Origin of the sequence: Mycolicibacterium diernhoferi (assembly GCF_019456655.1) — a bacterium.
GTDB classification, from domain to species: domain Bacteria; phylum Actinomycetota; class Actinomycetes; order Mycobacteriales; family Mycobacteriaceae; genus Mycobacterium; species Mycobacterium diernhoferi.
The window spans coordinates 5,112,446-5,139,073 of record NZ_CP080332.1 but is presented as its reverse complement, the minus strand read 5'-3'; the positions used below and the strand labels follow the sequence as shown (position 1 = coordinate 5,139,073).

Genomic DNA, 26,628 nt, shown 5'->3' with positions numbered 1-26,628 from the left:
ACTCGATACCTGCGGTACCGTCTAGACAATAGGCCGGTCGATGTAAACCTCATGGAGGATCCAGATGGCTCGAACCAAGATGGTCAGGCGCTGGCGACGCAATATGGATGTCAGCGACGACCCCCGGTACGTCGAGATGCTCGCCACACTGTCCGAGGGGTCGGTGCGGCGGAACTTCAACCCGTACCAGGACATCGACTGGGACTCTCCGGAGTTTGCCGTCGTCCCGAACGACCCGCGGTGGGTCCTCACCGACACCGATCCGCTGGGTCGGCACCCCTGGTACCAGGCGCAGTCGCTCGAGCGTCAGATCGAGATCGGCATGTGGCGCCAGGCCAACGTGGCCAAGGTGGGTCTGCACTTCGAGAACATCCTGATCCGCGGCCTGATGGAGTACTCGTTCTGGGTGCCCAACGGCTCCCCGGAATACCGCTACTGCCTGCACGAGGCGGTCGAGGAGTGCAACCACACCCTGATGTTCCAGGAGATGGTCAACCGGATCGGGATGGATGTGCCCGGCATGCCGCGGCTGCTCAAGTGGGCGCAGCCGATCATCCCGCTGGCCGCCGGTCCGGCGCCGATCCCGTTCTTCTTCGGGGTGCTCGCCGGCGAGGAGCCCATCGACCACACCCAGAAGAGTGTGCTGCGGGAGGGGCGCAACCTGCACCCGATCATGGAGCGGGTGATGGCGATCCACGTCGCCGAGGAGGCGCGCCACATCTCGTTCGCCCACCAGTACCTGCAGAAGCGGGTGCCCACCCTGCGCCGTCGCCAGCGCTTCGGGTTGTCGCTGTTAGTCCCGCTGACCATGCGCATCCTGTGCTCGGCCATCCTCGTTCCGCCGAAGGCGTTCTGGAAGGAATTCGACATCCCGCGCTCGGTGCGCAAGGACGTCTTCTTCCGGGCTCCGGAATCACGAAAGATGTTGCGCGACATGTTCTCCGACGTCCGCATGCTGTGTGAGGACACGGGCCTGATGAACCCGCTGGCGAAGCTGATCTGGAAGATCTGCAAGATCGACGGTCCCGCCAGCCGCTACCGGAGCGAGCCGCAGCGCGAGCACCTGGTGTCGGTCGCCTAGGCCCGCGCATGCCACATGTCATCACCCAGTCGTGTTGCAGCGACGGGTCCTGTGTCTATGCCTGCCCGGTCAACTGCATCCATCCCTCACCGGATGAGCCGGGGTTCGCGACCGCAGAGATGTTGTTCATCGATCCGGACGCGTGCGTGGACTGCGGCGCCTGCGTCAGCGCATGCCCGGTCGGGGCCATCTCGCCGGACACCAAGCTGACCGAGAACCAACTGCCCTTCATCGAACTGAACGCCGGTTTCTATCCCAAGCGGGAGGGGAAGCTGCCGCCGACGTCGAAGCTGGCCCCGGTGCTGGTGGCCCCGAAGATCGATGTGCGGCGCAGCGGCCCGCTGACGGTCGCGATCGTCGGAACCGGGCCGGCCGCGATGTATGCCGCCGACGAGCTGCTCACCCAGCGTGGGGTCCGGGTGAACATGTTCGAAAAGCTACCCACGCCTTATGGATTGGTGCGGGCGGGGGTGGCGCCGGACCATCAGAGCACCAAGCGGGTGACCCGGTTGTTCGACAAGATCGCCGCGGAACCGGGGCTGCGAATGTTCCTGAACGTCGAGGTGGGTGAGCACCTCAGCCACGCAGACCTGCTCGAACACCATCACGCGGTGCTTTACGCCGTCGGCGCACCCGATGACCGACGGCTGGCCATCGACGGCATGGACCTGCCGGGCGCCGGGACCGCCACCGAGGTGGTGGCCTGGTTCAACGGCCATCCCGACCAGGCCGATCTGCCCGTCGATCTCGGTCATGAGCGGGTGGTCATCGTCGGCAACGGCAACGTCGCGCTCGACGTGGCGCGCATCCTGACGATGGATCCAGATGCTTTGGCCCGCACCGATATCGCTGGTCATGCGTTGGCAGCACTGCGGTCGTCCAAAGTCTCCGAGGTGGTGATCGCGGCCCGGCGCGGGCCGGCGTTCTCGGCGTTCACGCTCCCGGAACTGATCGGGTTGACGTCTTGCTCTGAGGTCGTCCTCGACGCCGCCGACCACCAACTGGTGCTCGCCGACCTGGCCACCGAGCAGGACCGGCTTACCCGCAACAAACTGGAGATCCTGGCCAAGCTGGGGGACGCCTCGGCACCGATCACCGGGCCCCGAATCCGGTTCGCCTACAACATGACTCCGCAGCGGGTTCTGGGCGATCAGCGGGTCACCGGGATCGAGTTCACCGTCACCGGGACCGACCGGACCCGGGTGGTGGACGCCGGCATGGTGCTGACCTCGATCGGCTACCGCGGCAAGGCGATCGCCGACCTGCCGTTCGACGAGGACGCCGCGGTGGTGCCCAACGACGGTGGCCGGGTGCTCGACGCTGCCGGTGCGTACGTGGCGGGCTGGATCAAACGTGGCCCGACCGGGTTCATCGGGACCAACAAATCCTGTGCCGCCGAGACGGTGCGCAACCTGGTGGAGGACTACAACCGAGGACGGCTCGGCGACCCGGCCCATACGCCGGCGGCGCTGGACAAGCTGGTCCGAAGCCGCCGGCCCGCGGTTGTTGACGCCGCGGGCTGGCGTGCCATCGACGCCGCGGAGATCGCCCGTGGCGGCGGGCAGCGACCCCGGGACAAGTTCACCGACATCGCCGACATGCTGGCCGCGGCGGCGACCGCGCCCCGGCCGCCGGTGCACAAGCGCCTGCTGGCCGGATTGCTCCGCTAACCTCTGTGAAAGTCCGGTAGCGCGGGCACCGACCGTGTAAGCAAAGTGCATGGGTAGCGGTCGGGTCGCGAGTGTCGCAGTGGTGATCGGCATCTGGTCGGCCGGCGGGCTGGGGTCCGCGGGGCCGGCATGGGCGGACCCCGGGACGGAGAGTTCGGCGACGGAGCGTTCGGCGACGGACTCGGCCTCGACATCGGACTCGGTACCGACATCGGACTCGGAGGCGGAGTCGGAGTCGAAGCCCGAGAGCAAGCCGGACCTCCAGGCTCCCGAACCCGAACCCGACGCTGCGCAGATTCCGGAGGCTGCCGAGGCCGAGGCCGAACCCGAAACACGCCAGGAACGGAAGAGCAGCCGCAGGTCCGCTGCGCAGCGCCGATCAGCGCTCCGGGCCGAAACCAGGACCGAAGCCCGGGTCGAGGCCACCTCGGACGACAACACCGATACGCGCGTGGCCACCAGCTCGATGTCCGAGACGCCCCCGGTTGCACCGAGACAGACTACGGTCGCGATCCCGACCGGGTCCGACACCGCCGCCCTGGTCTCCGCTGCCAAGGCGCCCGTGACGTGGACATCCACCCTGCCCAACCCGGCCACCGCGATCCGCTACGCGATCAACGTGGTCCGCAGCCTGGTCGGCGCCGTCCTCGCGCCGTTCGCGGCGGGGCTGCCGGCCGGGCCCGTCGGCCCGCCGTCGGCATGGGCGGTGCTGGCCTGGGTGCGCCGGGAACTGTTCAACGCCACCCCACGGATCGAGGACGTCGGTGAGACCACCCAGACCACCACCGGGCTGGTGCTCGGCAACGCGGGCATCTCCGATCCCGACGGGGACCCGCTGAAATTCTCGGTGGTCGGCCGGCCGCGCAACGGTGGCACCGTCCAGATCAACGAAACCACAGGTGATTTCATCTACCGGCCGACCAACGCGATGGCGGCCGTCGGTGGCACCGACACGTTCACGGTCGTCGCCGACGACCAGCGCGCCGGCGTGCACTGGCACGGCCCGCTGGGCATCCTGGCGCACATCCCGATCCTCGGTAACCTGCTGCGCCCCGGCGGCGGGCACGCGGTGGCCCGCACCATCACCGTCACCGTCGATCCGGTCGAGGGGGTCGACCTGTCCTTCCCCGACGACTTCTACTGGGGCGTGGCGCACGCCGGGTTCCAGGCCGAGGGCGGGCCCGGATCCCCGGTCGACCCCAACTCCGACTGGTACAAGTGGGTGCACCATCCGCTCAATCAGTGGCTCGGGCTCACCAAGGGCGTTCCGGAGAACGGGCCCGGCACCTACGTCTCCTACGATTCCGACGCGGCACTGGCCAAGAACGAACTCGGGATGAACACCTTCCGGATGTCCATCGAATGGAGCCGGATCTTCCCGAACTCCACTGCGTCCGTAGACATCTCGGATGAGGGCGGTGGAGTGAGCCTGGCCGACCTGCAGGCCCTGCAGGCGTTGGCCGACCCGGTCGAGGTCGCCCACTACCGGGCGGTGTTCGATTCACTGCGCGCGCACGGACTGGAGCCGCTGGTCACCGTCAACCACTTCACCCTGCCGGTGTGGATCCACGACCCGATCACCGCTCGCCCGCTCATCCAATTGGGTCTGCCCGCCCCGAAAGCCGGCTGGCTCTCGGCCGAGACGCCGGTCGAGTTCGAGAAGTACGCTGCCTTCCTGGCCTGGACCTACGGCGACCAGGTGGACAACTGGGTGACGCTGAACGAACCGTTCCCGCCCCTGCTCACCGAGCTCCTGGCCATCCCCGGGCTGGTGCCGAGCTGGCCGCCCGGGGTGCTGCGCCCCGACCTGGCGGCCCGGTTCGTGATCAACGAGGCCAAGGGGCACGTCGCGGCCTATGACGCCATCCACAAGTGGGATGACACCGCCTTCGTCGGGATCGCCAACAACATGATCCCGGCGCGGCCGGCCAATCCCCTCAACACGAACGACATCGCAGCCGCCGACGCCTGGAACAAGGTGTTCAACCAGTGGGTGCCCAACGCGGTCATCCACGGCTGGGTGGACGCGAACTTCGACGGGGTCAAGACCGCCGACGAGATCCGCCCCGACTTCGCGGACAAGGTCGACTTCCTCGGCGTGCAGTACTACGGGACGCAGCCGATGGGCGGGTTCGGGTTCGCGCCGTTGCCCGGATACAACTTCCTGCAGGGCATCCCGTTCCGCTGCCAGGCCTCGTCGCCGACCTGCAGCGACTTCAACCAGCCGATGGATCCGGGCGGTTTCCGGGAGGTGCTCGAAGTCGCTGCCTCCTATGGCAAACCGCTGTGGATCACCGAGAACGGCGTCGCCGACAGCGGGGACACGAAGCGCCCGCCCTACATCGTCAACCACCTCGCGGTGGTGCAGGACCTGGTGGCGCACGGCGCCGACATCCGCGGCTACACCTACTGGTCCTTCGTCGACAATGTGGAGTGGGCCGACGGCTACCACCTGCAATTCGGGCTGTACGGCTCGGACCCGAACACCCCGGAACTGGAACGCACCCCCAAGCCCGCCAGCATCGCCGCGATCAGCCAGATCACCAAGGCGAACGCCCTGCCGGCGAGCCTGTTGGCGCTCTACCTCGGGCTCACGAGAATTGCTGCATAGCCGTCTGCAGTTCCTCCTCGCTCACCTCGCGCACCGGCTGGCCCAGCGACCACTTGTGGCCGAACGGGTCGCGCAGCACGCCGTAGCGGTCACCCCAGAACATGTCCTCCACCGGCATCACCACCTCCGCGCCGGCCTCGACCGCGCGGGCAAACGCGGCGTCCACATCGGGCACGACGAGGTGGATGGTCACCGGCGTCCCGCCCAGCGCCTTCGGGGTCTCGGACTGCCCGTCGCAGTACTCCGGGTAATCGTCGGCCAGCATCACGGTGCCCCCGTTGATCTGCACCGCCCCGTGCACCAGCCGGCCGTCCGGTCCGGGCATCCGGCCCAGCTCGGTGGCCCCGAACGCCTTGACGTAGAAGTCGATGGCAGCGGCGCCGTCATCGACGACGAGGTGCGGCATGACGGCGGGGGTTATCTCGATGGGCATGGCATCCTCCTGATTCGCGGCAACTGACGATCGGTTAGACCCGGCGGACGGGCCGATCTCATCGCCGCGGACGAAAACAGAAGGAAAACAGGTATCCGACTACGCTATGGCGGGCAGTGTCCGGCGGACACGCTGGCAAACATGAGGCAAAACGATGAGCTGCCCTGGGTCCCGCGCAACCCGATGCCCTACCGCGATCAGATGAAGGCACTTCGGTCCTTCAACGCCGGTTTCGAGATGTTCCGCGATTCCGGCGGGCCGGTGACCCGGGTCAAACTCGGCCCCCGCTGGTTGATGCCGGAACTGGTGGTGACCAACTCACCGCAAGGCGGTCGTGACGTGCTGGGCCGACCGGACACGTTCGTGGACAAGACCATGTTGCACCGGGAGATGCGTCACGTGCTCGGCGGCAATCTGTTCGACCTCATGCATGACGAGTGGCTGCCGCGCCGGCGGGCGCTGCAGCCACTGTTCACCAAGAAGCACGTCGAGGCCTTCGGCGGGCACATGGCGCAGGCCGCGCATGCGGTGGTGGATACCTGGGAGGAGGGCCAGCGCCTCGATCTCGACTTCGAATGCCGGCGGCTGACCCTGCGGGCGCTCGGACGTTCGGTACTCGGCATCGACCTGGACCAGCGTGCCGACGCCATCGGCGAACCGCTGCGGGAGGTGCTCACCTACATCGCCGACCGCGCGACCGCCCCGATCCGGGCCCCGCGCTGGCTGCCGACACCGGCCCGCGCCCGGGCCCGGGCCGCCGCCGCGGCGCTGCGGGGGCTGGCCACCGATGTGCTGGCCGCCTGCCGCGCCGCCCCGGACTTCGATGCCCCCCTGGTGCGTGCGCTGCTGGCCGCGAAGGATCCGGTGACCGGCCGCGGCCTCACCGATGAGGAGATCCGCGACGAGCTCGTCGTGTTCATCGCTGCCGGGCACGACACCACCGCGACCACCCTGACGTATGCACTGTGGCAGCTGGGTCGCAACCCGCAGATCCAGGAGGCCGTGCGCGCCGAGGTGGCCGAGTTGGGGGACCGGGAACTGACCTGCGCCGACATCGCCGACCTGGGTTACACCGTGCAGGTGCTGCGGGAGGCGTTGCGGCTGTGCCCGCCCGCGCCCGGTGCGGCCCGGGTGGCGGTGCGTGACGTCGTCGTCGACGGTCACCGCGTCGCGGCGGGAACCGTCCTGCTGTTCGGGATCTACGCCGTGCAGCGCGATCCGCAGTTGTGGGACGACCCGCTGATGTTCGACCCGGAGCGTTTCCGCCCGGAGGTCGCCAAGCGCCTGAACCGATGGCAGTACCTACCGTTCGGGGCGGGGCCACGATCATGCATCGGCGACCACTTCGCCATGCTGGAGGCGACGCTGGCCCTGGCGACCATCGTGCGTCGCGCCGAATTACATTCGGAGAACGAAGAATTCCCGGTTGCGACGCCGTTCACCATGGTGGCGGCGTCGCCCATCTGGGCGTCGGTGTGCTGGCGGCGCCCTCAGACCACCGAGTACCCCGGCGGCAGCGCGGACCTGCCGGTCAGCGCCGTCAGCACCGTCTCGCCCTGACCCAGCCGGACGGCCACCCGGGCCGCCAGCACGGTGGCCTGCTCCAGCACATCGGGCGGCAGTGCGAATTCGCAGCCGGCGGCGCGGGCGATGTCCAGACCGTGCACCGCCAATTCGAAGACCCGGGTCTGCAGATAGTTCGACAACCGGATGCCCAACCCGCCGATGACACTGATCACCGGGTCCCCGGCGGCCTGCACATCGGCCAGTGCCCGGGCGGCGAGCCCGTCGACCGTGGCCACCGGATCGGATCCGAGATCGCGCCCGGCCGCGCGGCCACGTTCGGTGACGGCCTCGGCCCCCGCAGCCCCGGTGTACTCCCGGACCCACACGTAGTAGGCGACGGCGTCGGTGACGTCCTCCCGTTCGGCGGGGGTCCGAAGGTATTCGCTCACGGTGATCAGTGAGCGCGAGGTGTGCCCGACCAGTGCCCGCATATCCCAGTCGCCCAGCCCGGGTCGGTCCCAGCACGTCTCGGGAAGATCACCTGTCAACTGGGTGAAAGCCGTTACCGCCGAGGCGAATACCGAAGTGGTCATGAGTGGTCGATGCGCTCCCATCCGGTGACCGAGGACGCCGGGCGGGGCCCCGGCCCGACGTACACCGCCGACGGGCGCACCAGCTTGCCCAGCCGTTTCTGCTCCATGATGTGCGCGCACCAGCCGGCGGTGCGCCCGCAGGTGAACATCGCCGGCATCGTCTGCGGCGGCACCCCGGCGAAGTCCAGGATGACCGCGGCCCAGAACTCGACATTGGTCTCGATGGCACGGTCGGGCCGGCGTTCGCGCAGTTCGGCGAGCGCCGCCTGTTCGAAAGCGGCCGCCACCTCGAACCGGGGCACCCCGAGGCGCTGTGCCGTGGCCCGCAGCACCCGGGCGCGCGGATCCTCGGACCGGTACACCCGGTGCCCGAAGCCCATCAACTTGTCCTTGCGGTCCAGGATGGCCTTCACCACCACGCGGGCATCGCCGGCGTGCTCGGCGTCCTCGAGCATCGGCAGCACCCGCGCCGGTGCCCCGCCGTGCAGCGGGCCGCTCATCGCGCCGACCGCGCCGGACAACGCGGCCGCCACATCGGCGCCGGTGGAGGCGATCACCCGCGCGGTGAAGGTGGAGGCGTTCATCCCGTGCTCGGCGGCGGTCACCCAGTAGGTATCGATGGCCTCGACATGCCGCGGGTTCGGTTCGCCCTGCCAGCGGGTCATGAAACGTCCGGTGACGGTGGAGCATTCGTCGATCGACCGCTGCGGCACCGCAGGCTTGTGCATACCCCGCGCGGACTGCGCGACGTAGGACAGCGCCATCGCCGAGGACCGGGCGAGCTGTTCCCGCGCGGTACCGTCGTCGATGTCGAGCATCGGTGCGTACCCCCAGATGGGGGCCAGCATGGCCAATCCCGCCTGCACGTCGACCCGGACATCGCCGGAGCGGATGGGCAGCGGGAAGGGTTCGGCCGGCGGTAGCGGGTTCTCGAAATCGCCGTCGACCAGTAGTCCCCACACATCGCCGAAGGTGACCCGGCCGGTCACCAGGTCCTCGATGTCGACACCGCGGTAGCGCAGGGCGCCGCCGTCCTTGTCCGGCTCGGCGATCTCGGTGGTGAACGCCACCACTCCTTCGAGGCCGGGCGTGAAATCGTCGGGAATCGGTGACTGCTCTGACATACGCCGATTCTCGCACCGATCGCCCGCGTTCGAGGTGGGCGTACCGTTTCGCGCATGGGACCCGAACAGCTGGCGCGGATGCGCGCGGAATACGGATCGGTGGAAAAGGACGGCAGCCCGGATCTGGATGCCGACTGGGTCGCGCAGGGCTGGGTGGTGTTGTTCCACCAGTGGCTGGCCGACGCGCACGCGGCCGGGCTGTCCGAACCCAACGCGATGGTGGTCGGCACCGTCGACGCGCAGGGGCGTCCGGTCACCCGCACCGTGCTGTGCAAGAGCGCCGAAGAAAACGGGATCACGTTCTTCACCAACTACGACTCGGCAAAGGGTGAGCAGTTGGCAATACAGCCGTATGCCTCGGCGACGTTCCCGTGGTACGGCCTCGGACGCCAGATTCATGTGCGCGGACCGGTGATCCGGGTGTCCGCGCAGGAGACGGCGGACTACTGGTCCAAGCGTCCACGTGGTTCGCAGTTGGGTGCCTGGGCCTCGAGGCAGTCCGCGCCGATCGAGTCCCGGGCGGCGCTGCTGGAACGGCTCGCCGACGTCAGCGCACGCTTTGCCGACGTCGAACAGGTTCCGGTACCGCCGAATTGGGGCGGATACCTGATCGAGCCCGAGGTTGTCGAGTTCTGGCAGGGCCGGGAAAACCGCGTGCATAACAGGATTCGGGTCACTCCGGCCGACGGGCGGGTGCAGAGGCTGCAACCGTAGGGTTTTCGCGTCGCGCAACGTTCACCTGCGTACGATGCGTGGACTCTCGGCCCCGCAGGTTAGGATGACCGTCGTGTCCGGCGCGAGCAGGGGAACCGATCTCGGTTTGCGGGAGAGAAAGAAGCAACGCACTCGAGCGATCCTCATCGATGCGGCGCTACGGCTTTGTCTGGAACAGGGCTACGAGCACACCACCGTCGATCAGATCGCGGCGGCCGCCGAGGTATCCCCGCGTACCTACAGCCGGTACTTCGCCACCAAAGAGGCAGTCTTCCTGACACTCCTGGACGACGTCTCCGAGCAGGTCGCCGTCGAAGTCGGCCGGCTGCCGCACGGCACCGGCCCGATCGAGGCGCTGCGGTCGGCGCACACCGCGGTGCTGACCAGGGTGCTCGACCGCCGGGGCGGTGCCGTCACCAGCGATCGGGTGGCGCTCATCCTGCGGATCTTCAACAACGCGAATGCCTTGCAGCAGAGCGCATTCGAATACCGGTCGACAGTGGTGGCCGGTGCTCTCGCCAAGCTGATGGGCGTCGAGATCGGTGACCGCAGGCTGCAACTCGGTCTCTCGGTGTTCTCCGTGCTCATCGTCACCGCCTGTGCCGATCTGGTCGCCGACGCCGAAGGGGCGCCGCTGGGGCCGGCCCTGATGATCGAGCGCATCAACGAGGCGTGTGAGCAGGTGGCCGGCTTCGCCGCCGAGCTGTTCAGCACCGGCCCGGGTGGCGCGGACGTCGTGACGAATGCCTGAGCGTCCGGTCAGCGGGCTGCGGGAACGCAAGAAACTCAGAACCAGGGCCACCCTGATCGAGACCGCGGCCGAATTGTGCGAGAAGCAGGGGTTCGACAACACCACGGTCGAACAGATCGCGGCCGCCGCCGACGTGTCCCCGCGCACCTTCTCCCGGTACTTCCCGACCAAGGAGGCGGTGTTCTTCGCGATCGTCGAGGAGACCGCGGACGTCATCGCCTCGCTGATCGAGACGCTGCCCACCGACATCACCGAGTACGAGGCGATGCTGCGAGCCCACCTGCAGGTGCTGGCGCCGGGGCCGGACGGCCGGCCCACACCGGACTTCCACCGGATGGCGGCGCTGGTCCGGATCTCGAACTGGACCGCGATCATGAACGCGGCGACCCGGGGGTTGGGGACCCCGGGAAATCCGCCGATCGAACCTCAGATCCTCGGCGCTCGGATCACCGCAGCATATGAGACCTTCACCCGGACGTGGGGCCCGTGGACCAGGGGGGCGCAGGCGGCCGAAACCCCCGACCGGCAACCCCCCGCAAGCGTGCCGGATTGTTAGCGACTACCGTCCAGTATCAAGAGACGGGTTCCGCCCGCCTCACTCCTCCCGACGCCCAGAGAAGGGGTTCCAGTGGCAGACAACTCCAGCCCTGACGAGAAAGCCACCCTGTCCTATCCGGGTGGCTCCCTGGACTTGGAGATCGTGCGCGCCACAGAGGGCTCCGACGGCATCGCGCTGGGGCCGCTGCTGGCGAAGACCGGTTACACCACGTTCGACGGTGGTTTCGTCAACACGTCCTCGACCAAGAGTGCGATCACCTACATCGACGGTGACGCCGGCATCCTGCGCTACCGGGGCTACCCGATCGAGCAGCTCGCCGAGCAGTCGACCTTCATCGAGGTCAGCTACCTGCTGATTTACGGTGAACTGCCGACCACCGACGAGCTGGCCTCGTTCACCAACCAGATCCAGCGGCACACCCTGCTGCACGAGGACCTCAAGCGGTTCTTCGACGGGTTCCCGCGCAACGCGCACCCGATGCCGGTGCTGTCGAGCGCGGTGAACGCGCTCAGCGCCTACTACCAGGACTCGCTGGACCCGCTGGACAAGAAGCAGGTCGAGCTGTCGACGATCCGTCTGCTGGCCAAGCTGCCGACGATCGCCGCCTACGCCTACAAGAAGTCCGAGGGGCAGCCGTTCCTGTACCCGGACAACTCGCTGACGCTGGTGGAGAACTTCCTGCGCATGACGTTCGGCTTCCCGGCCGAGCCGTACGAGGTCGACCCGGAGATCGTGCGGGCCCTGGACATGCTGCTGATCCTGCACGCCGACCACGAGCAGAACTGCTCGACCTCGACGGTGCGCCTGGTCGGCTCCTCGCAGGCCAACCTGTTCACCTCGATCTCCGGTGGCATCAACGCGCTGTGGGGCCCGCTGCACGGCGGCGCCAACCAGGCCGTGCTGGAGATGCTGACCAAGATCCAGAACTCCGACGGCGACGTCAAGGAGTTCGTCCGCAAGGTCAAGAACCGCGAGGACGGCGTGAAGCTGATGGGCTTCGGGCACCGGGTCTACAAGAACTACGATCCCCGCGCCCGCATCGTCAAGGAGCAGGCCGACAAGATCCTGGCCAAGCTCGGTGTGGACGATCCGCTGCTCGACATCGCCAAGCAGCTCGAAGAGATCGCGCTGACCGACGACTTCTTCGTGGAGCGCAAGCTCTACCCGAACGTCGACTACTACACCGGCGTGATCTACCGGGCGATGGGCTTCCCGACCCGCATGTTCACCGTGCTGTTCGCGCTCGGCCGGCTGCCCGGCTGGATCGCGCACTGGCGGGAGATGCACTCCGAGCCGGGCAAGATCGGCCGTCCGCGCCAGATCTACACCGGCTACACCGAGCGCGATTACGTGGACCTGTCCGGCCGCTGACCCCTTTTCGCCCAAACGAACAAACGGGTGCAAAAGGTCGAGTGGTTTTCGTCCTTTCGTCGATCTCGGCGGAATGCTGTTTGACCAGCAACAGTTGTAGATTCACAATAGTTGCGTGAATGAAACCATCAGCACGCTGACGCCCCGGCGTAAGGCGATCGTCCTCGCGTCGTGCTGTCTGAGCCTGCTGATCGTGTCGATGGACGCGACCATCGTCAACGTCGCCATCCCGTCCATCCAGACGGATCTCGGGGCCACCGCATCCCAGTTGCAGTGGGTCATCGACATCTACACCCTGGTGCTGGCCTCGCTGCTGATGCTGTCCGGCGCCATGGGGGACCGGTTGGGGCGGCGCCGGGTGTTCCAGACCGGCCTGGTCGTCTTCGCGCTCGGCTCGCTGCTGTGCAGTCTCGCCCCGGGCATAGACGCCCTGATCGCCGCGCGCTTCCTGCAGGCCGTCGGCGGCTCGATGCTCAATCCGGTGGCGCTGTCCATCATCTCCCAGGTGTTCACCGGGCCCGTCGAACGCGCCCGTGCCATCGGTGTGTGGGGTGGGGTCGTGGGCATCTCCATGGCCCTCGGCCCGACGGTGGGCGGGCTGCTCATCCACCTGATCAGCTGGCGGGCGGTGTTCTGGATCAACCTGCCGATCTGTCTGGCGGCCCTCGTGCTGACCGCGATCTTCGTCCCGGAGACCCGGTCGGCGACCATGCGCACCATCGACCCCATCGGGCAGGCGCTGGCCGTGGCGTTCCTGTTCGGCATGGTGTTCGCCCTCATCGAAGGGCCCGCGTTGGGCTGGGGTCACCCCCGCGTCGTCGTCGCGGCCGTCGTCGCGGTGCTGACCTTCGTGGCATTCCTGCGCTACGAGGCGCGGCGGACGGACCCGTTCATCGACCTGCGTTTCTTCCGTAGTGTGCCGTTCGCGTCGGCGACCGTGATCGCGATCTGCGCGTTCGCCTCCTGGGGTGCGCTGCTGTTCATGATGTCGCTCTACCTGCAGGGTGCGCGCGGCTTCTCCGCCATGCAGACCGGGCTGATCTACCTGCCGATCGCGGTCGGCGCCCTGGTGTTCTCCCCGCTGTCGGGACGGCTGGTGGGCCGGTACGGGGCCCGTCCGTCGCTGCTGGTGTCCGGGGTGATGATCGTGACGGCCTCCATCGTGCTGGCACTGCTGGGTGAGTCGGCGCCGGTGTGGTCGCTGATGGCGGTGTTCGCGGTCTTCGGCATCGGCTTCTCCATGGTCAACGCGCCGATCACCAATACGGCGGTCAGCGGGATGCCGTTGGACCGGGCCGGCGCCGCCTCCGCGGTGACCAGCACCAGCCGCCAGATCGGCGTGAGTATCGGTGTGGCGCTGTGCGGTTCGGTGGCCGGCGCCGCCCTGGCCGGGCACGGTGACTTCGCCGCATCGGCCCGCCCGCTGTGGTTGTTGTGCGCCGCCCTCGGGATGGTGATCGTGGTCCTCGGCGTGGTGTCCACCTCGGCGCGGGCCATGGACTCGGCCCGGCGGCTGGCCCCGCTCATCGACGCCCCAGCCGGTCCGGGGAGCAAGGCGGCCACCGATGTCTGAACTCGCCGACGACGTATGGCGCCGGATGGCCGCGGTGGTCCACCAGAACCGGGACGGCTGGAAACGGGCCGTCATCGAGCAGTCCGGTCTGCCGTTCAGCCGCATCCGGGTCCTCAAAAGGCTTGCGAGTGAGCCGATGACGGTCAAGGGGGTGGCCGAGGCGGCCGCCATGGACGCCCCCGCGGCCACCGTCGCGGTCAACGATCTGGAGGAGCGCGGGCTGGTGATCCGGCAGACCGATCCGGGTGATCGACGGTCGAAGACGGTCTCGCTCACCGCCCGTGGGCGCGAGCTGCTCGCCCGGATCGACGCCGTCGAGGATCCCGCGCCCCCGGTGGTAGCGGCCTTGAGTAAGACGGATCTCGTTGCGCTGCAGGATCTTCTGGGGAAGTTGAGCTAGCTCTCCAGCACGGCCATCGCCGCGTTGTGCCCACCGATACCCGACACTGCGCCGCCGCGCCGAGCCCCCGACCCGCACAACAGGATCGCATCGTGCCCGGTTGCCACGCCCCAGCGTTTGGCCGGGGTGTCCAGGTCCTCGTCGTCCTCGGCGAACGGCCAGCCCAGCGCGCCGTGGAAGATGTTGCCCGCCGTCATGCCGAGCGCGTCCTCCAGGTCGCCGGTGGTCTTGGCCTCCACGCACGGACGGCCGTCCGCGTCGGTCATCACGACGTCCTGAATCGGCTCGGCCAACACCGAATTCAGCGAATGTAGAGCTGCCGCAGTAAGTTTGATGCGCTTGGTGTCCGGGTCCAGATCCTCGAGCAGGCGGTGCGGGGTGTGCAGGCCGAACACCGTCAGGGTATGGGCACCGCTGCTGCGCAATGGTTCGGACAGGATGCTCGGGTCGGTCAGTGAGTGGCAGTACACCTCGCACGGCAGCGGATCGGGCAGCTCACCGGCGGCCGCCGTGGCGTAGGCGGTGTCCAGCTGCCGCATGGTCTCGTTGATGTGGAAGGTGCCGGCGAAGGCCTGCTCCGGGCCCACCCACTGGTCGCGCAACCGGGGCAGCCGTTCGAGCATCAGGTTGACCTTGATCTGCGATCCCGGAGCGGTTTCCGGCTCGGGCTCCCCGAGCAGTCGTGCCAGCACCGCCGGGGTGACCCCGGCGAGGACATGCCTACCGTGCACGGTGTGCTCGCCATCCTGGGTGCGGTAGCGCACATCACCGTCGGGGCTGATCGCATACACCTCGGCCCCGGTGATGATCTCGGCGCCGAAGCCGCTGGCGGCCGCGGTGAGCGCGCCGGTGACCGCACCCATCCCGCCGACCGGGACGTCCCAGTCGCCGGTGCCGCCGCCGATCAGGTGATACAGGAAGCAGATGTTCTGGATCAGCGACGGGTCGTCGGTGGCGGCGAAGGTACCGATCAGCGCATCGGTGGCGATCACCCCGCGCACCAGGTCGTTGTGCACCGACTCGGCGATGGCGCGGCCGATCGGGGTGTTGATCAGGGTCTCCCAGCCGGCGGCAGCGGCCGGGTCCGCCGAGCTCAGCACCCGGTCCCGGATGGCCGAGCGGGTGCTCAGCGGGGACAGCAGCGTGGGCCACACCGCCGCGGTCACCAGCTGCGCGCGCCGGTAGAACTCGGTGAACCGGGCCTCGTCGCTTCCGGCGCCGATGGCCGCGAAGGTGTTTCGCGCTCCGATCAGCAGTCCGGTGGCGCCCCGGGTGGCCGGATCCGGGGTGTAGGACGACGCGCGCCGGCGAGCCAGCCGGATCCGTGCGCCGAGGTCGTCGATGATGCGCCGGGGCAGCAGGCTCACCAGATAGGAGTAGCGGGACAACCGCGCGTCGATGCCGTCGAAGGCGTGCGCCGACACCGCCGCGCCACCCACATGGTCGAGCCGTTCCAACAGGGTGACCCGGCGACCCGCACGGGCCAGGTACGCAGCGGCGACGAGGCCGTTGTGCCCACCTCCGACGATGACGATGTCTTGGTCTGCGGCCACACGCCAAGTCTGCCCGACTACGGTAGGAAACCATGGCAACGAAACCCGAGATTGAATTTCCCGATGGCCCGGCGCCCACCGAGCTGGTCATCGAAGACGTGACGGTCGGCGACGGCGCCGAAGCGGTGCCGGGCGGCACCGTGCAGGTGCACTACATCGGCGTGGAATACGACACCGGTGAAGAGTTCGACAGTTCCTGGAACCGCGGTGAGGCCATCTCGTTCCCGTTGCGCGGGCTGATCCAGGGCTGGCAGGACGGCATCCCCGGCATGCGTGTGGGTGGACGGCGCAAGCTGACCATCCCGCCGGAGCTGGCGTACGGACCGGCCGGCGGCGGGCACCAGCTGTCCGGCAAGACCCTGATCTTCGTGATCGACCTGCTGGCCGCACGCTAGCCGGTGCCGGGCTCGACCGACTTCCATCGGCGTCCGCCGGGTGCGGGATGGCTGGCGGCACTCATCGTGGTGCCGCTGGCCCTCGCACTGATCGGGACCGCGGTCCGCGACGACACATCGGACTCGGCGCTGCCGAACCCGATGATCAGCACCGCACCGACCTTGACCCCGGCGAACGGCCGCGCAGGCGTGGTGATGGCGCCATTCTCGTTGCAGCACAGTAACGATGACGTCGTCGTCAGCGGTCAGGTGCCCGACGAACCGACCAGAACCTTTGCCCTGGACCGGGTGCGGACGTTGCTGCCGGGGTCGAACGTCATCGATCTGCTGAGCGTCATCGGTGGTATCACCGCGCCCGATCTGACCGGGCTCGACGGTGTGCTGATCGCGGGGTCGCCGTTGCCGGACTTCGGGTTCAGCATCAACGGCGGGGACGTCATCCTCACCGGCACCGCCGAATCCGAGGACGTCACCGCCCGGGTGGAGGATGCCGTGCAGGCCGCCTGGCCCGATCTGGCGGTGGTGGACGACATCGCGGTGATCACACCGGGATTCGCGCCTCCGCAGGCACCGGTGAGCCCTGGGTTGAGCGGGGAGTGTGCCGACCTGCAGCAGGACATCTCGGGTCTGCTGCGCACCCCGATCCAGTACGAGGCCGGCGGGGCCCGGATCGCGGAGAGCTCGGCACCGCTGATCGCCGAGTTGGTCAAGGAGCTGAAGGCCTGCCCGCAGGCGCGGGTGTCGATCACCGGGCACACCGATGACACCGTCGCCGATGCGGCCGGCATCGAGTTGAGCGCCCGACAAGCGAAAGCCGTTGCCGACGCCTTCATTCGGCAAGGGGTGTCGGCGGATCGGGTGACCTCGTCCGGCGCCGGCGCGACCGAACCGATCGCGGGCAACGACACCGAGGCGGGCCGGGCGCAGAACCGGCGCGTCGAGATCACGGTCAGCTGAGGGGAACGGCGTGGAATTCGTGCTGGAGTGGTTCTGGTATCTGCTGGCGTTCGTCGCCGGCTCCGCGGTGGCCTGGGGTGCCACCGTGCTGCTGATCAAACCGGCGAGTGAGGACGAGCCCTCATGAGCATGGCGTTGCTGGCGCTGTCGTTCCTGCTCGGATTCGTTCTGACGTTGGCGTTGACGGTGCGGAGGTCCTCACGCTAGCCAACTCACGCAGCCCGGAAATTGGTGATCGGGCGGGTCGCTGAGCTCACGTAGGTTGTTGACTGAGGGCTTGCAGCGCACGTGAACGGAGGTTGCTGGTGGAGGTCGACCCCGAGATTCTGCGTGCCTTCGCCGGTCAGGTCGATGTCGCGTCGGGACTGATCATCGAGGGGGATGTCGGCGGAAACGGGGGGACGGACTCCGGTCTGGTTTCGACTTTCGAAGGAATCTTCTGAACCATGCTGCCGTCACGCTCTCGGCTTGAACGGTGGAATCCCGACTCCTTGTCGTTCACCGGCGCGCACATCAAAGCCGGTGGCCAGGCGGTTGACGATGCTGTGGTGCGGGTCCGAGACAACCTCGGTGTGATGCCGGAGACCAAGGCGTGGTCGGGAGCGGCTCACGACGAAGCCGACAAAATGTTCGGCAGGGCGACGGAGCAGACACGTGATTTCGCGGAGCACAACGGGAAGATCGGCCAGGAGTTCGTCGATGGTGCGGGTTCGATCGGAGGGGCCCGAACAGGGCTGTTGAACAAAGCCGACGAGATCGACAGGGGAGACTTGTACGTCTCTGATGGGTGGGTCGTGCTGATCAAGGCGGCGCCGATGTCGGAGGAGAAGGTCGCAGCGCTGATGGCGTTGATCGAGGCCGAGCAGGCGGTGATCAATGAACTGTTGCTGGCCGTGGGTGCCGCTGATGACGCCGTCGCTGACGCGGTGATGGCTGGAGCAGCGGAACTCGGATTCGTCGCGCCCAGTACAGATGGACTGGGCGGCTTGATGATTGCGGGTCTACAGCGCCCCGATGACGAAGTGCCGAACCCCTCGAACCATATCGGGCTTTTTCAGCAGGCCGTGATGCGGGGCGAAGAGATGGCAACGACCGTTCGGGAGGTCAAGGAGGAAATCGTCAATCACCGCGGGGATTACGGCGAGCCGCGGAAGACACTGATCATGCAGGACGGCAGCAAGCAGGTCCTCTGGGAATTCGGGCCGCCGGGACACCGACACATGACGACCACTCACTACGATCCCGACGACAAGATGATCACCACGACCGATTCATGGATCGACATGTGGGGCAACAAACGGCTGGATATCGAGTGGGCCGACGGCACCATGCTCAACGGTTCGGAAACCCCGGACGGTGTCATCAAGATGGCGTTCACACTGCCCGATGGCCGCTACGGCGTACTGCCGCCTGACAACCCGTTGCTGACCGGCGCGGTGCCCACGACGGTTGGTGGTGCCATGACAGGCCTGAGTGCGCACGTCGGGCGTGGCGGCAGCCTGCCGATGCTGGACGTGGATGCCACCAAGAATGTCGGTGCCGGAGCGAAATTCGGAGGACCCGCATTGGGCGTCTTGACCACGGCGTATTCAATGGCTTCGGCGGAGACTCCGTACGACGCATGTGTTTCGGGGTTCGCGGGTGGTTTTCAGATCGTCGGCGAGATCGGCGGGGGCGCTGCCGGTGCGGGTGCGGGCTCCCTGGTTCCCTTCGGCCAGGCCGTAGCGGTTCCTGCGTTGGCAGTCGGCACCGCCTATCTAGCAGGAGATTGGATGAACACGTTGGGTACAAAGGTCGGCGAAACGTTCTGCAAATGACCTCGATGACTCGACCTGTGCACTGGCGGGACCGCAGCGTGATGATCGCTTTCGCGCTAGTGGTGTTCGCTGCGTCGGGAGTGGCAGCGGTGGTGATGACGGTGGATCGATTGCAGCGCGGTGAATATCTCACGGCCGTGATCACTTTCGGGGCCACGGTGTTCTGCGTATCCAGCGCATTTCTGACCGCACGCCTGCGGTTCATGTCGATACCGATGCGGCCCGATGTGGGTTCTGCGGGGACCGTTCTGCTGCCGGACTCGCTGACCGTAGGGCTTGTAGCCGCGGTTTTTGTATCGGGTTTGCTCGCCGGCCTGCCCTACGTTATCTATGTTCCGCAAGGTGCGGTTGACCTGTCGTTGAGTCGTGGACAGCAGGTTTTCAGTCCCATTCTTATCGGACTGTTGGTGGTTTTCTGTCTCGGCGGACTGATCGCGATAGCTCGGCGGCGCGGGATGGGGCATCTTCGGTTGACGGCTGAGGGGTTCGAGGTGGTCGATGTTTTGTTCACCCGCCGAGGATCTTGGGAAGACGTCATCGATGTCACCGACCAGACTCCGGACAAGAATCTCCGTCATCCGATCGTGCTCGTCGTGAGGGATGCGAAACCGATTGTGATCAACAACGCCAGCGGGTTCGTCCCCAACGGTGCGGCGTTGTACTGGATGGTCCGGCATTACTGGCTGCACCCGGAGAACCGGGACGAGCTCGAGGATGGACGAGCGCTCGACCGCCTGCGCAACGAGCGGTTCGCCGTCGAGTAGCGGTCCCGTTAGTTCGTCGGGCCGGGCAGGCGCAGCAGCAGCCGGGTCCCACCGAGCGGGCTCTCCTCCAGCGAGGCTGTACCGCCGTGCAATTCGGCCTGCTGAGCGACCAGGGCCAGGCCCAGCCCGGAGCCGGAGTGCGATGCGGTGGACCCACGGGAGAACCGCTCGAACACCTTGGTGCGCTCCTCTTCGGGGATCCCGCAGCCGTCATCGTCGATGGCGATCTCGACTCCCTCGCGGGAGCTCACCGCGGACAGCTGAACCCGCTTGGCGTCGCCGTGCTTGACCGCGTTGGCGATCGCGTTGTCGACGGCCAGCCGCAGACCGGCGGCCAGGCCCAGGATGAGCACCGTCGGCGCGGGCACCAGTGAGACGTCGAGGTCCGGGTACACCCGCATGGCGTCGTGGGCGGCGCGGTCGAGCAGCTCGGTCAGGTCGACCGGGGCATGGTCGTCGGAGGTGGACAGCTGCCCCTGCGCGAGGCGTTCCAGCGCGGACAGCGTGGCCTCGATCCGCGACTGGGTGCGGATGACATCGCCCAGCACCTCTTTGCGTTGCTCGTCGGGCATGTCCAGAGTGGCCAGCACCTCCAGGTTGGTGCGCATGGCGGTCAACGGGGTGCGCAGTTCATGCGAGGCCACCGCGGCGAAGTCTCGCGCCGATTCCAGCGCGGCCTTGGTGCGCTGCTGCTCGTCGCCGATGCGGGCCAGCATGCCCTCGACGGCCTCGCCGATCTCGGTGGCCTCCCACACCCCGCGGACCTGCACCTCCTCCGGCTTGGACTGCGCGTTGATGGCGCGGGCCTGCTGGGCCAGCCGCCGGAACGGGGTGATCATCACCGCCGAGATCACCCACCCGACCACCAGGGTGCCGCCGATGACGCCGCCGCTGATCAGCAGAACGCGTCGGTGCTGGGCGTTGATCTGCCGTTCGGTCTCGGTCAAGGTCGCGCCGAGCGCCACCGAGGCCTGCCCGGCGGTGAAGGTGCGCACCCGGTACTCGACGCCGTTGATGGTGGTGGTGGCGAAGCCGTCCGGGAACTCCGGCAGCACGATGTCACCGGGGATCGACACGGTGGCGCCCCCGATGCGAGCGGTGCGCACCAGGTCGGGGTCGGCCACCGGTGCGTCGGTGTCGGCCTTCATCGCGCTGGACAGCAGGGTGCTGACGTCCCCGAGACTGCTGATCGAGTCCAGTCGGCGGTCCAGCTGGCTGTACTGCTCGTTGGTGATACCGATCCACACCCAGGTGCCGATGATGATGACGGTCGTGACCACTCCGAGCGCCGAGACCACCACGATCGAGCGCAGTGACAGGATGCGCTTGGGCAGCCCGAGCATCCGGTACAGCCGGTCGTTCAAATCCACGGGGTCAGTCTGACCTACTGGGTCCGCAGCACGAAGCCCACACCGCGCACGGTGTGCAGCAGCCGCGGTGCGCCGCCGGCCTCAAGCTTGCGGCGCAGGTAGCCGATGAACACGTCGACCACGTTGGTGTCGGCGGCGAAGTCGTAGCCCCACACCAGCTCGAGGAGCTGCGCGCGGGACAGTACCGCGGTCTTGTGCTCGGCCAGCACCGCCAGCAGGTCGAACTCGCGTTTGGTCAGGTCCACGTCGGTGCCGTTGACGCGGGCGCGCCGGCCCGGGATGTCGACCTCCAGCGGGCCCACCGAGATGGTCTCCGAGGAGAACGTCGCGGTGGATCCGCGCCGGCGCAGCAGCGCCTTGACCCGGGCCACCAGCTCCTGCAACACGAAGGGCTTGACCAGGTAGTCGTCGGCGCCGGCTTCCAGACCGGCGACCCGGTCGTCGACGCTGGTGCGGGCCGAGAGCACGCAGACCGGAACGTCGTTGTCCATGGCGCGCAGCGCGGTGACCACGCTGACCCCGTCCAGGACCGGCATGTTGATGTCCAGCACGATCGCATCCGGACGGTTCTCGGTAGCGCTGCGCAGGGCTTCGGCGCCGTCCACCGCGGTGGAGACCTCGAAGCCGGACAGCCGCAGGCCGCGCTCCAGCGAGGCGAGGACGTCCGGGTCGTCGTCGACGACGAGAACCCGCGGGGAGGCCGAGGCACCACTTTCCATGCAGCCAATACTGCCTGAAAGACCACGACAACCGGGGGAGGCCTGGGTATCGGCGGTGCGGGAAGTTTCTTGACCTCATCCATTGTTGAGGTTTTAGGTTGGCCGCACGCCGGAAATAAGTTGTCGGCACCGTGCGATAGAAATCAAGATGAGCAGGGGAGGTGGTGCGTGTGCAGGGACTCCATTCGGAACCGGCGATCGCGCCGCCACCGAAGCGGATCAGGACGTCGTCGGACATCCTGCGGCTGCTGCCGTACCTCAGGCCCTACAAGGTGCGCTGGATCGCGATGGTGGTGGCGGCCTTCGTCAGCCTCGCCGCGACCATCTCCGTGCCGCTGATCACCAGGGCGGTCATCGACGGGCCGGTCCGGGAGAAGGACGCCGCGGGCCTGTGGACGCTGGGGTTGGCCGCCGTCGCGTTGCTGATCTGCGAGGCCGTGCTCTGGTTCGTCCGGCGCTGGCTGGTGGCCCGGGCCACCATGGGTGTCGAGGCCGACATCCGTAAGGACCTCTACGCGCGGCTACAGATCTTGCCGATGTCGTTTCACGGAAACTGGCAGTCCGGGCAGTTGCTGTCGCGGGTGATGAACGATCTGAGCGCCATCCGGCAGTTCCTGTCCTTCGGGCTGCTGTTCCTGATGCTCAACATCGTCCAGATCATCGCGGTGACCGCGATCCTGCTGGCCATGTATTGGCCGCTGGGGGTGGTCGTGGTGGTGGCGATCGTGCCGATCACGTGGGCGGTGCTGCACTTCCAGCGGCAGTTCACCCAGCTGTCGCGGCAGTCACAGGACCAGGCCGGCAATGTCGCCACCCACGTCGAGGAATCCGCGCTCGGGCTGCGCGTCATCAAGTCGTTCGGCCGCGAGGAGCACGCCTACCGCGGCTTCGACGAGCGGGTCACCGGGCTGTACGACACCGAGGTGCGCAAGGTCGCGGTGTCGGCCAAGTTCTGGACGCTGCTGGAGGTCATCCCCAACATCACGCTGATCATCGTGCTCGGCGTCGGCGCCTACGCGACCGGTCACGGCTACATCAGCATGGGCACGCTGGTCGCGTTCATCACCATGATGCTGTCGCTGGTGTGGCCGATCGCCTCGCTGGGTTTCCTGCTGTCCATGACCCAGGAGTCCATGACGGCCGCCAACCGGGTCGCCGAGATCTTCGACGCCCCGCGCGAGATCACCGACGGCCCGCACACGGCGGCCGCGCACGGCGGGCGGCTGGAACTCATCGACGTCGGCTTCCGGTTCCCGGACTCGGACACCTGGGCGCTACGACACGTGAACCTGACCGTGGAGTCCGGGGAGACGGTCGCCCTGGTCGGGGCCACCGGGTCGGGCAAGTCGGTGCTGGCCGCGCTGCTGTCCCGGCTACACGACGTCAGCGAGGGCGCCATCCTGGTCGACGGCACCGACATCCGCGAGCTGTCGCTACCCGCGCTGCGGCGCACCGTGGCCACCGCCTTCGAGGACCCGACGCTGTTCTCCATGTCGGTGGCCGAGAACCTGCGCCTCGGCAACCCCGACGCCACCGACGAGGACCTGGCCCGGGGCATCGACGTCGCGTCGGCCGAGTTCGTCTACGACCTGCCGTTCGGTCTGGACACCCGCATCGGGGAGCAGGGCATGAGCCTGTCCGGTGGTCAACGGCAACGTCTTTCGCTGGCCCGCGCGATCATCGCCGACCCGCGCATCCTGGTGCTCGACGACACCCTGTCCGCGCTGGACGTGCACACCGAGGCCGAGGTCACCGAGGCGCTGGGCCGGGTGCTGCGCGATGTCACCGGGATCGTGGTGGCCCACCGCGCGTCGACGGTGCTGCTGGCCGACCGGGTGGCCCTGCTGGAGAACGGGACCGTGACCCGGGTCGGCACCCACCACGACCTGCTGGCCGAGGCGCCGGAGTACCGGTACCTGCTGGCCGCCGACGAGGAACTCGCCGGGGTGCAGTCGATGAGCGGCAGGTCCGAATGAGCGTCACCGACTGGCGGGGTCAGGCGGTCTCCGCCGACGACGAGAACCTGCCCATCGACGAGTCGATCTCGCGGCGCCGGGAGGCCCGTTCGCTGCTGGGGTCGCTGCTGAAGCCGTACTGGCCGGCGCTCGCGGTGCTCGCGGTCGTCGTGGTGGTGGAGAACGCGGCCCGGCTGTCGGTGCCGCTGCTGGTGCAGCGCGGCATCGACCACGGCATCCCGCCGATCACTGCCGACGGCAACGCCCATGACCTGCTGCTCATCCTGGCGGCGCTGTGCACCGTGGTGGTGCTGCAGGCCGTCAGCCGGATGTACTTCCTGCGCCGGTCGGGCCGGATCGGTCAGAAGGTGCTGATCGAACTGCGCCGCAGGCTGTTCCGGCATTTCCAGCGGCTCGACGTGGCGTTCCACGACCGCTACACCTCGGGCCGGGTGGTGGCCCGGTCCACCAATGACGTGGACGCCATCCAGGACATGCTGGCCACCGGGTTCGACGGTCTGATCACCGCGGTGCTCACCATGTTCGGCACCGCCGTGCTGCTGGTGGTGCTGGACTGGCGACTCGGGCTGGCCTGCCTGTGCGCGTTCCCGGTGCTGGTGCTGCTGACGTGGTGGTTCCGCAACGAATCCTCGCGCACCTATCTGAAGGTGCGTGAGGCCGCGGCCCTGGTGATCGTGCAGTTCGTGGAGACCATGACCGGCATCAAGGCCGTGCAGGCCTACCGCCGCGAACCGCGCAACCAGGAGATCTTCGAGGACGTCGCCGATCAGTACAAGACGATCAACGAGCGGGCGTTCAAGCTGCTGGCGATCTTCATGCCGGCGGTGCGGCTGACCGGCAACCTCACCACCGGCGCGGTGCTGCTCTACGGCGGCTACCTGGTGCTGGAGGATCAGATGACGCTGGGGACGTTGACCGCGTTCCTGCTGTACCTGCGGATCTTCTTCGAGCCGATGCAGGAGATCTCGCAGTTCTTCAACACCTTCCAGTCCGCGTCGGCGGCACTGGAGAAGATCGCCGGAGTGCTGGCCGAAGACCCCGGCATCGAGGATCCCGCGCATCCAGTGAAGCTCTCGGATGTGTTGGGTCACATCGTCTTTCAGGATGTGCACTTCTCCTACGTGCGGGACCGGCCGGTGCTGCCGTCGTTGACGCTGGATATCCCGGCCGGGCAGACGGTCGCACTGGTCGGGACCACGGGCGCGGGCAAGACCACCATCGCCAAACTGCTGGCCCGGTTCTACGACCCGGTCTCCGGTGCGGTGACGCTGGACGGTATCGATCTGCGCGATGTCGCGCAGGCCGACCTGCGCTCGCAGGTGGTGATGGTGACCCAGGAGAACTTCATTTTCGAGGGCACCATCGCCGACAACATCCGGTTCGGCCGGCCCGACGCCACCGATGCCGAGGTGCGCGAGGCGGCGGTGGCCGTCGGAGCGGACCGGTTCATCGACGATCTGCCGGAGGGGTACCTGACCGACGTCGCCAAGCGCGGCGGCCGGCTCTCGGCCGGGCAGCGTCAGCTCATCGCGTTCGCTCGGGCGTTCCTGGCCGATCCGGCGGTGCTGATCCTGGACGAGGCGACCTCATCATTGGACATCCCCAGCGAACGAATGGTGCAGCGCGCCTTGGCCACCGTGCTGGCCGACCGCACCGCCGTGGTGATCGCGCACCGACTGTCTACGGTGCAGATCGCCGACCGGGTGCTGGTGCTCGAGCACGGCGAGGTCGTCGAGGACGGGCCGCCGGAGGAGTTGATCGGCGGGGACGGGCAGTTCGCGGCGCTGCACCGGGCGTGGGTGGAGTCGTTGGCCTGAGCTAGGGAATCAACCGGGCTCGGCGCGCCTTCGACACCGCCTCGTGCCGGCTGTGCGTACCCAGCTTCGACGCCGCGCTGCGCAGATAGCTCTTCACGGTCTCGGGCTTGAGTGAAAGCCGCTGCGCGGCTTCGGCATTTGTGCAGCCCAGCGCGATCTGCGACAGCACGTCGAGCTCGCGCGGCGTCAAACCCAGATCCTCGTCCACCGGCGCGGACAGCAGGTCAGCCAGCCGGTTCAGCTCGGCGCCGGTGTCGGCGTCGACGCGAGAAGCCAGCGTGCGCAGCCCGGCGTACACCTCCCGGACGGCTTCCGGATTGGCCGCACCGGTCTGCTGCGCCTCACGCAGCCGCAGCCGGCGGTCCACCTCGTCGCGGATGCGCATCTCCTCGGCGAGCCGGTGCGCGGAGCCGACCATCAGGTCCGCCGCCCGCCCGGCGAACGGCGCGCCCGAGCGGTAGGCGCCGTAGAGCACGGCCCGGGGCAGCCCGTCGACGACCACCGGCACCGCGAGCACCGACCGGATGCCCTCGCTCAAAACCGGGGCGTCGTAGTCGTGGGTGATGGTCGAGGCATTGCGGTAGTCGGCCACCGCCAGCGGGCGGCCGGCCACCATGCTGGCCCCACCCAACCCGGAACTGGCCCGCACCACCAGCCCGCGCAGCATTCCGGTCCGGGTGCCGACGAACTCGCTCAACAGGCAGGCGTCACCGTCGACCTCGCCGCCGAACAGCACCGGCACCCCGGCCTCGGCCGCCACCCAGCGCAGCTCGGCGCGCACCGCATCGGTGTCTCGAGGGCGGAGCAGCGGTGACAGGGGAGCCACGGTGTTCCCCTCTTTCGGGGGTAGCGGACGGGGGACTGTGACCTAGAT

General features: G+C 67.9%; 25 protein-coding genes and 1 pseudogene. 19 read left to right on the top strand and 7 right to left on the bottom strand.

Features of this window, described 5'->3' with window-relative positions; translation table 11 throughout:
* The first annotated feature begins 64 nt into the window (after window positions 1–64).
* The 3 genes from K0O62_RS24280 to K0O62_RS24270 are packed head-to-tail and all read left to right on the top strand — an operon-like array spanning window position 65 to window position 5,362.
* Complete coding sequence (locus K0O62_RS24280; RefSeq protein WP_073858986.1) at window positions 65–1,081, top strand: AurF N-oxygenase family protein; 1,017 nt, start codon at window positions 65–67, stop codon at window positions 1,079–1,081.
* Between the two features lie 8 nt (window positions 1,082–1,089).
* The gene (locus K0O62_RS24275; protein ID WP_073858985.1) at window positions 1,090–2,751 is read left to right on the top strand and encodes a 4Fe-4S binding protein; all 1,662 of its coding nucleotides are present in this window, start codon (window positions 1,090–1,092) and stop codon (window positions 2,749–2,751) included.
* A 49-nt stretch (window positions 2,752–2,800) separates the two neighbouring features.
* Complete coding sequence (locus K0O62_RS24270; RefSeq protein ID WP_073858984.1) at window positions 2,801–5,362, top strand: family 1 glycosylhydrolase; 2,562 nt, start codon at window positions 2,801–2,803, stop codon at window positions 5,360–5,362.
* Here the strand turns inward: K0O62_RS24270 and K0O62_RS24265 are convergent.
* Entirely contained in the window at window positions 5,343–5,795 is a 453-nt protein-coding gene (locus K0O62_RS24265) for a VOC family protein (protein WP_073858983.1), read from the bottom strand. The genes K0O62_RS24270 and K0O62_RS24265 overlap by 20 nt on opposite strands.
* 141 nt (window positions 5,796–5,936) lie before the next feature.
* Between K0O62_RS24265 and K0O62_RS24260 the strand changes: the two genes are divergently transcribed.
* Entirely contained in the window at window positions 5,937–7,355 is a 1,419-nt protein-coding gene (locus K0O62_RS24260) for a cytochrome P450 (RefSeq protein WP_079244513.1), read from the top strand.
* Here K0O62_RS24260 and K0O62_RS24255 read toward each other — a convergent pair.
* Both K0O62_RS24255 and K0O62_RS24250 read right to left on the bottom strand, forming a co-directional pair.
* Entirely contained in the window at window positions 7,286–7,894 is a 609-nt protein-coding gene (locus tag K0O62_RS24255) for a maleylpyruvate isomerase N-terminal domain-containing protein (protein WP_073858981.1), read from the bottom strand. The genes K0O62_RS24260 and K0O62_RS24255 overlap by 70 nt on opposite strands.
* Window positions 7,891–9,018: a citrate synthase 2 gene (locus tag K0O62_RS24250; RefSeq protein WP_073858980.1), complete on the bottom strand. Its 1,128-nt coding sequence runs from the start codon at window positions 9,016–9,018 to the stop codon at window positions 7,891–7,893. The genes K0O62_RS24255 and K0O62_RS24250 overlap by 4 nt, the downstream gene beginning before the upstream one ends.
* A gap of 54 nt (window positions 9,019–9,072) precedes the next feature.
* Here K0O62_RS24250 and pdxH point away from each other — a divergent pair, with 54 nt between their 5' ends.
* From pdxH to K0O62_RS24220, 6 genes are all read left to right on the top strand, one after another.
* The gene (gene pdxH, locus K0O62_RS24245) at window positions 9,073–9,732 is read left to right on the top strand and encodes a pyridoxamine 5'-phosphate oxidase (protein ID WP_073858979.1); all 660 of its coding nucleotides are present in this window, start codon (window positions 9,073–9,075) and stop codon (window positions 9,730–9,732) included.
* Window positions 9,733–9,805: 73 nt separating this feature from the next.
* Window positions 9,806–10,483 (top strand): TetR/AcrR family transcriptional regulator, encoded by a 678-nt coding sequence (locus K0O62_RS24240; RefSeq protein ID WP_207764091.1) that lies wholly within the window; start codon window positions 9,806–9,808, stop codon window positions 10,481–10,483.
* A complete protein-coding gene (locus K0O62_RS24235) occupies window positions 10,476–11,039 on the top strand; it encodes a TetR/AcrR family transcriptional regulator (RefSeq protein ID WP_073858977.1) in 564 nt (187 codons plus the stop codon). The genes K0O62_RS24240 and K0O62_RS24235 overlap by 8 nt, the downstream gene beginning before the upstream one ends.
* Before the next feature lie 72 nt (window positions 11,040–11,111).
* Entirely contained in the window at window positions 11,112–12,413 is a 1,302-nt protein-coding gene (locus K0O62_RS24230) for a citrate synthase (protein WP_073858976.1), read from the top strand.
* Window positions 12,414–12,549: 136 nt separating this feature from the next.
* Window positions 12,550–13,986: an MFS transporter gene (locus K0O62_RS24225; protein WP_073859054.1), complete on the top strand. Its 1,437-nt coding sequence runs from the start codon at window positions 12,550–12,552 to the stop codon at window positions 13,984–13,986.
* Entirely contained in the window at window positions 13,979–14,386 is a 408-nt protein-coding gene (locus K0O62_RS24220) for a MarR family winged helix-turn-helix transcriptional regulator (protein ID WP_073858975.1), read from the top strand. Before K0O62_RS24225 ends, K0O62_RS24220 begins: the two co-directional genes overlap by 8 nt.
* Here K0O62_RS24220 and K0O62_RS24215 read toward each other — a convergent pair.
* Window positions 14,383–15,939 (bottom strand): phytoene desaturase family protein, encoded by a 1,557-nt coding sequence (locus K0O62_RS24215; protein ID WP_073858974.1) that lies wholly within the window; start codon window positions 15,937–15,939, stop codon window positions 14,383–14,385. The two genes, K0O62_RS24220 and K0O62_RS24215, sit on opposite strands and share 4 nt — an antisense overlap.
* Window positions 15,940–15,971: 32 nt before the next feature.
* Here K0O62_RS24215 and K0O62_RS24210 point away from each other — a divergent pair, with 32 nt between their 5' ends.
* The 7 genes and pseudogenes from K0O62_RS24210 (at window position 15,972) to K0O62_RS24190 (ending at window position 19,872) form a co-directional block, all read left to right on the top strand.
* Window positions 15,972–16,334 carry an FKBP-type peptidyl-prolyl cis-trans isomerase gene (locus K0O62_RS24210; protein WP_073858973.1) on the top strand — a complete coding sequence of 121 codons (363 nt, stop codon included), beginning with the start codon at window positions 15,972–15,974 and terminating at the stop codon, window positions 16,332–16,334.
* A 3-nt stretch (window positions 16,335–16,337) separates the two neighbouring features.
* Entirely contained in the window at window positions 16,338–17,291 is a 954-nt protein-coding gene (gene arfA / locus K0O62_RS24205; RefSeq protein WP_083603729.1) for a channel-forming protein ArfA/OmpATb, read from the top strand.
* Window positions 17,292–17,301: 10 nt separating this feature from the next.
* A pseudogene (arfB, locus tag K0O62_RS29100) lies at window positions 17,302–17,409 on the top strand (channel accessory protein ArfB); the annotation flags it as partial.
* A 5-nt stretch (window positions 17,410–17,414) separates the two neighbouring features.
* Window positions 17,415–17,498: a channel accessory protein ArfC gene (gene arfC, locus K0O62_RS29095; RefSeq protein WP_434084853.1), complete on the top strand. Its 84-nt coding sequence runs from the start codon at window positions 17,415–17,417 to the stop codon at window positions 17,496–17,498.
* 98 nt (window positions 17,499–17,596) lie between these two features.
* Window positions 17,597–17,734 carry a hypothetical protein gene (locus K0O62_RS24200; protein WP_165637047.1) on the top strand — a complete coding sequence of 46 codons (138 nt, stop codon included), beginning with the start codon at window positions 17,597–17,599 and terminating at the stop codon, window positions 17,732–17,734.
* Window positions 17,735–17,866: 132 nt separating this feature from the next.
* Window positions 17,867–19,108 (top strand): hypothetical protein, encoded by a 1,242-nt coding sequence (locus K0O62_RS24195; RefSeq protein ID WP_131817462.1) that lies wholly within the window; start codon window positions 17,867–17,869, stop codon window positions 19,106–19,108.
* On the top strand, window positions 19,105–19,872 hold the full coding sequence (locus K0O62_RS24190; protein ID WP_234803665.1) for a hypothetical protein: 768 nt from the start codon (window positions 19,105–19,107) through the stop codon (window positions 19,870–19,872). Before K0O62_RS24195 ends, K0O62_RS24190 begins: the two co-directional genes overlap by 4 nt.
* Before the next feature lie 8 nt (window positions 19,873–19,880).
* Here K0O62_RS24190 and K0O62_RS24185 read toward each other — a convergent pair whose 3' ends face one another.
* Window positions 19,881–21,215 (bottom strand): sensor histidine kinase, encoded by a 1,335-nt coding sequence (locus tag K0O62_RS24185; RefSeq protein WP_073859050.1) that lies wholly within the window; start codon window positions 21,213–21,215, stop codon window positions 19,881–19,883.
* Between the two features lie 41 nt (window positions 21,216–21,256).
* Window positions 21,257–21,961, bottom strand: coding sequence for a two-component system response regulator PrrA (gene prrA / locus K0O62_RS24180; protein ID WP_073858972.1), 705 nt, complete (start codon window positions 21,959–21,961; stop codon window positions 21,257–21,259).
* Between the two features lie 170 nt (window positions 21,962–22,131).
* Here prrA and K0O62_RS24175 point away from each other — a divergent pair, with 170 nt between their 5' ends.
* Both K0O62_RS24175 and K0O62_RS24170 read left to right on the top strand, forming a co-directional pair.
* Window positions 22,132–23,937 carry an ABC transporter ATP-binding protein gene (locus tag K0O62_RS24175; protein WP_234800269.1) on the top strand — a complete coding sequence of 602 codons (1,806 nt, stop codon included), beginning with the start codon at window positions 22,132–22,134 and terminating at the stop codon, window positions 23,935–23,937.
* Window positions 23,934–25,754 carry an ABC transporter ATP-binding protein gene (locus K0O62_RS24170; protein WP_073858970.1) on the top strand — a complete coding sequence of 607 codons (1,821 nt, stop codon included), beginning with the start codon at window positions 23,934–23,936 and terminating at the stop codon, window positions 25,752–25,754. The genes K0O62_RS24175 and K0O62_RS24170 overlap by 4 nt, the downstream gene beginning before the upstream one ends.
* 1 nt (window position 25,755) lies before the next feature.
* On the opposite strand, the gene K0O62_RS24165 is transcribed toward K0O62_RS24170, so the two are convergent.
* Window positions 25,756–26,580 (bottom strand): helix-turn-helix transcriptional regulator, encoded by an 825-nt coding sequence (locus K0O62_RS24165; protein WP_073858969.1) that lies wholly within the window; start codon window positions 26,578–26,580, stop codon window positions 25,756–25,758.
* Window positions 26,581–26,628: the final 48 nt, after the last annotated feature.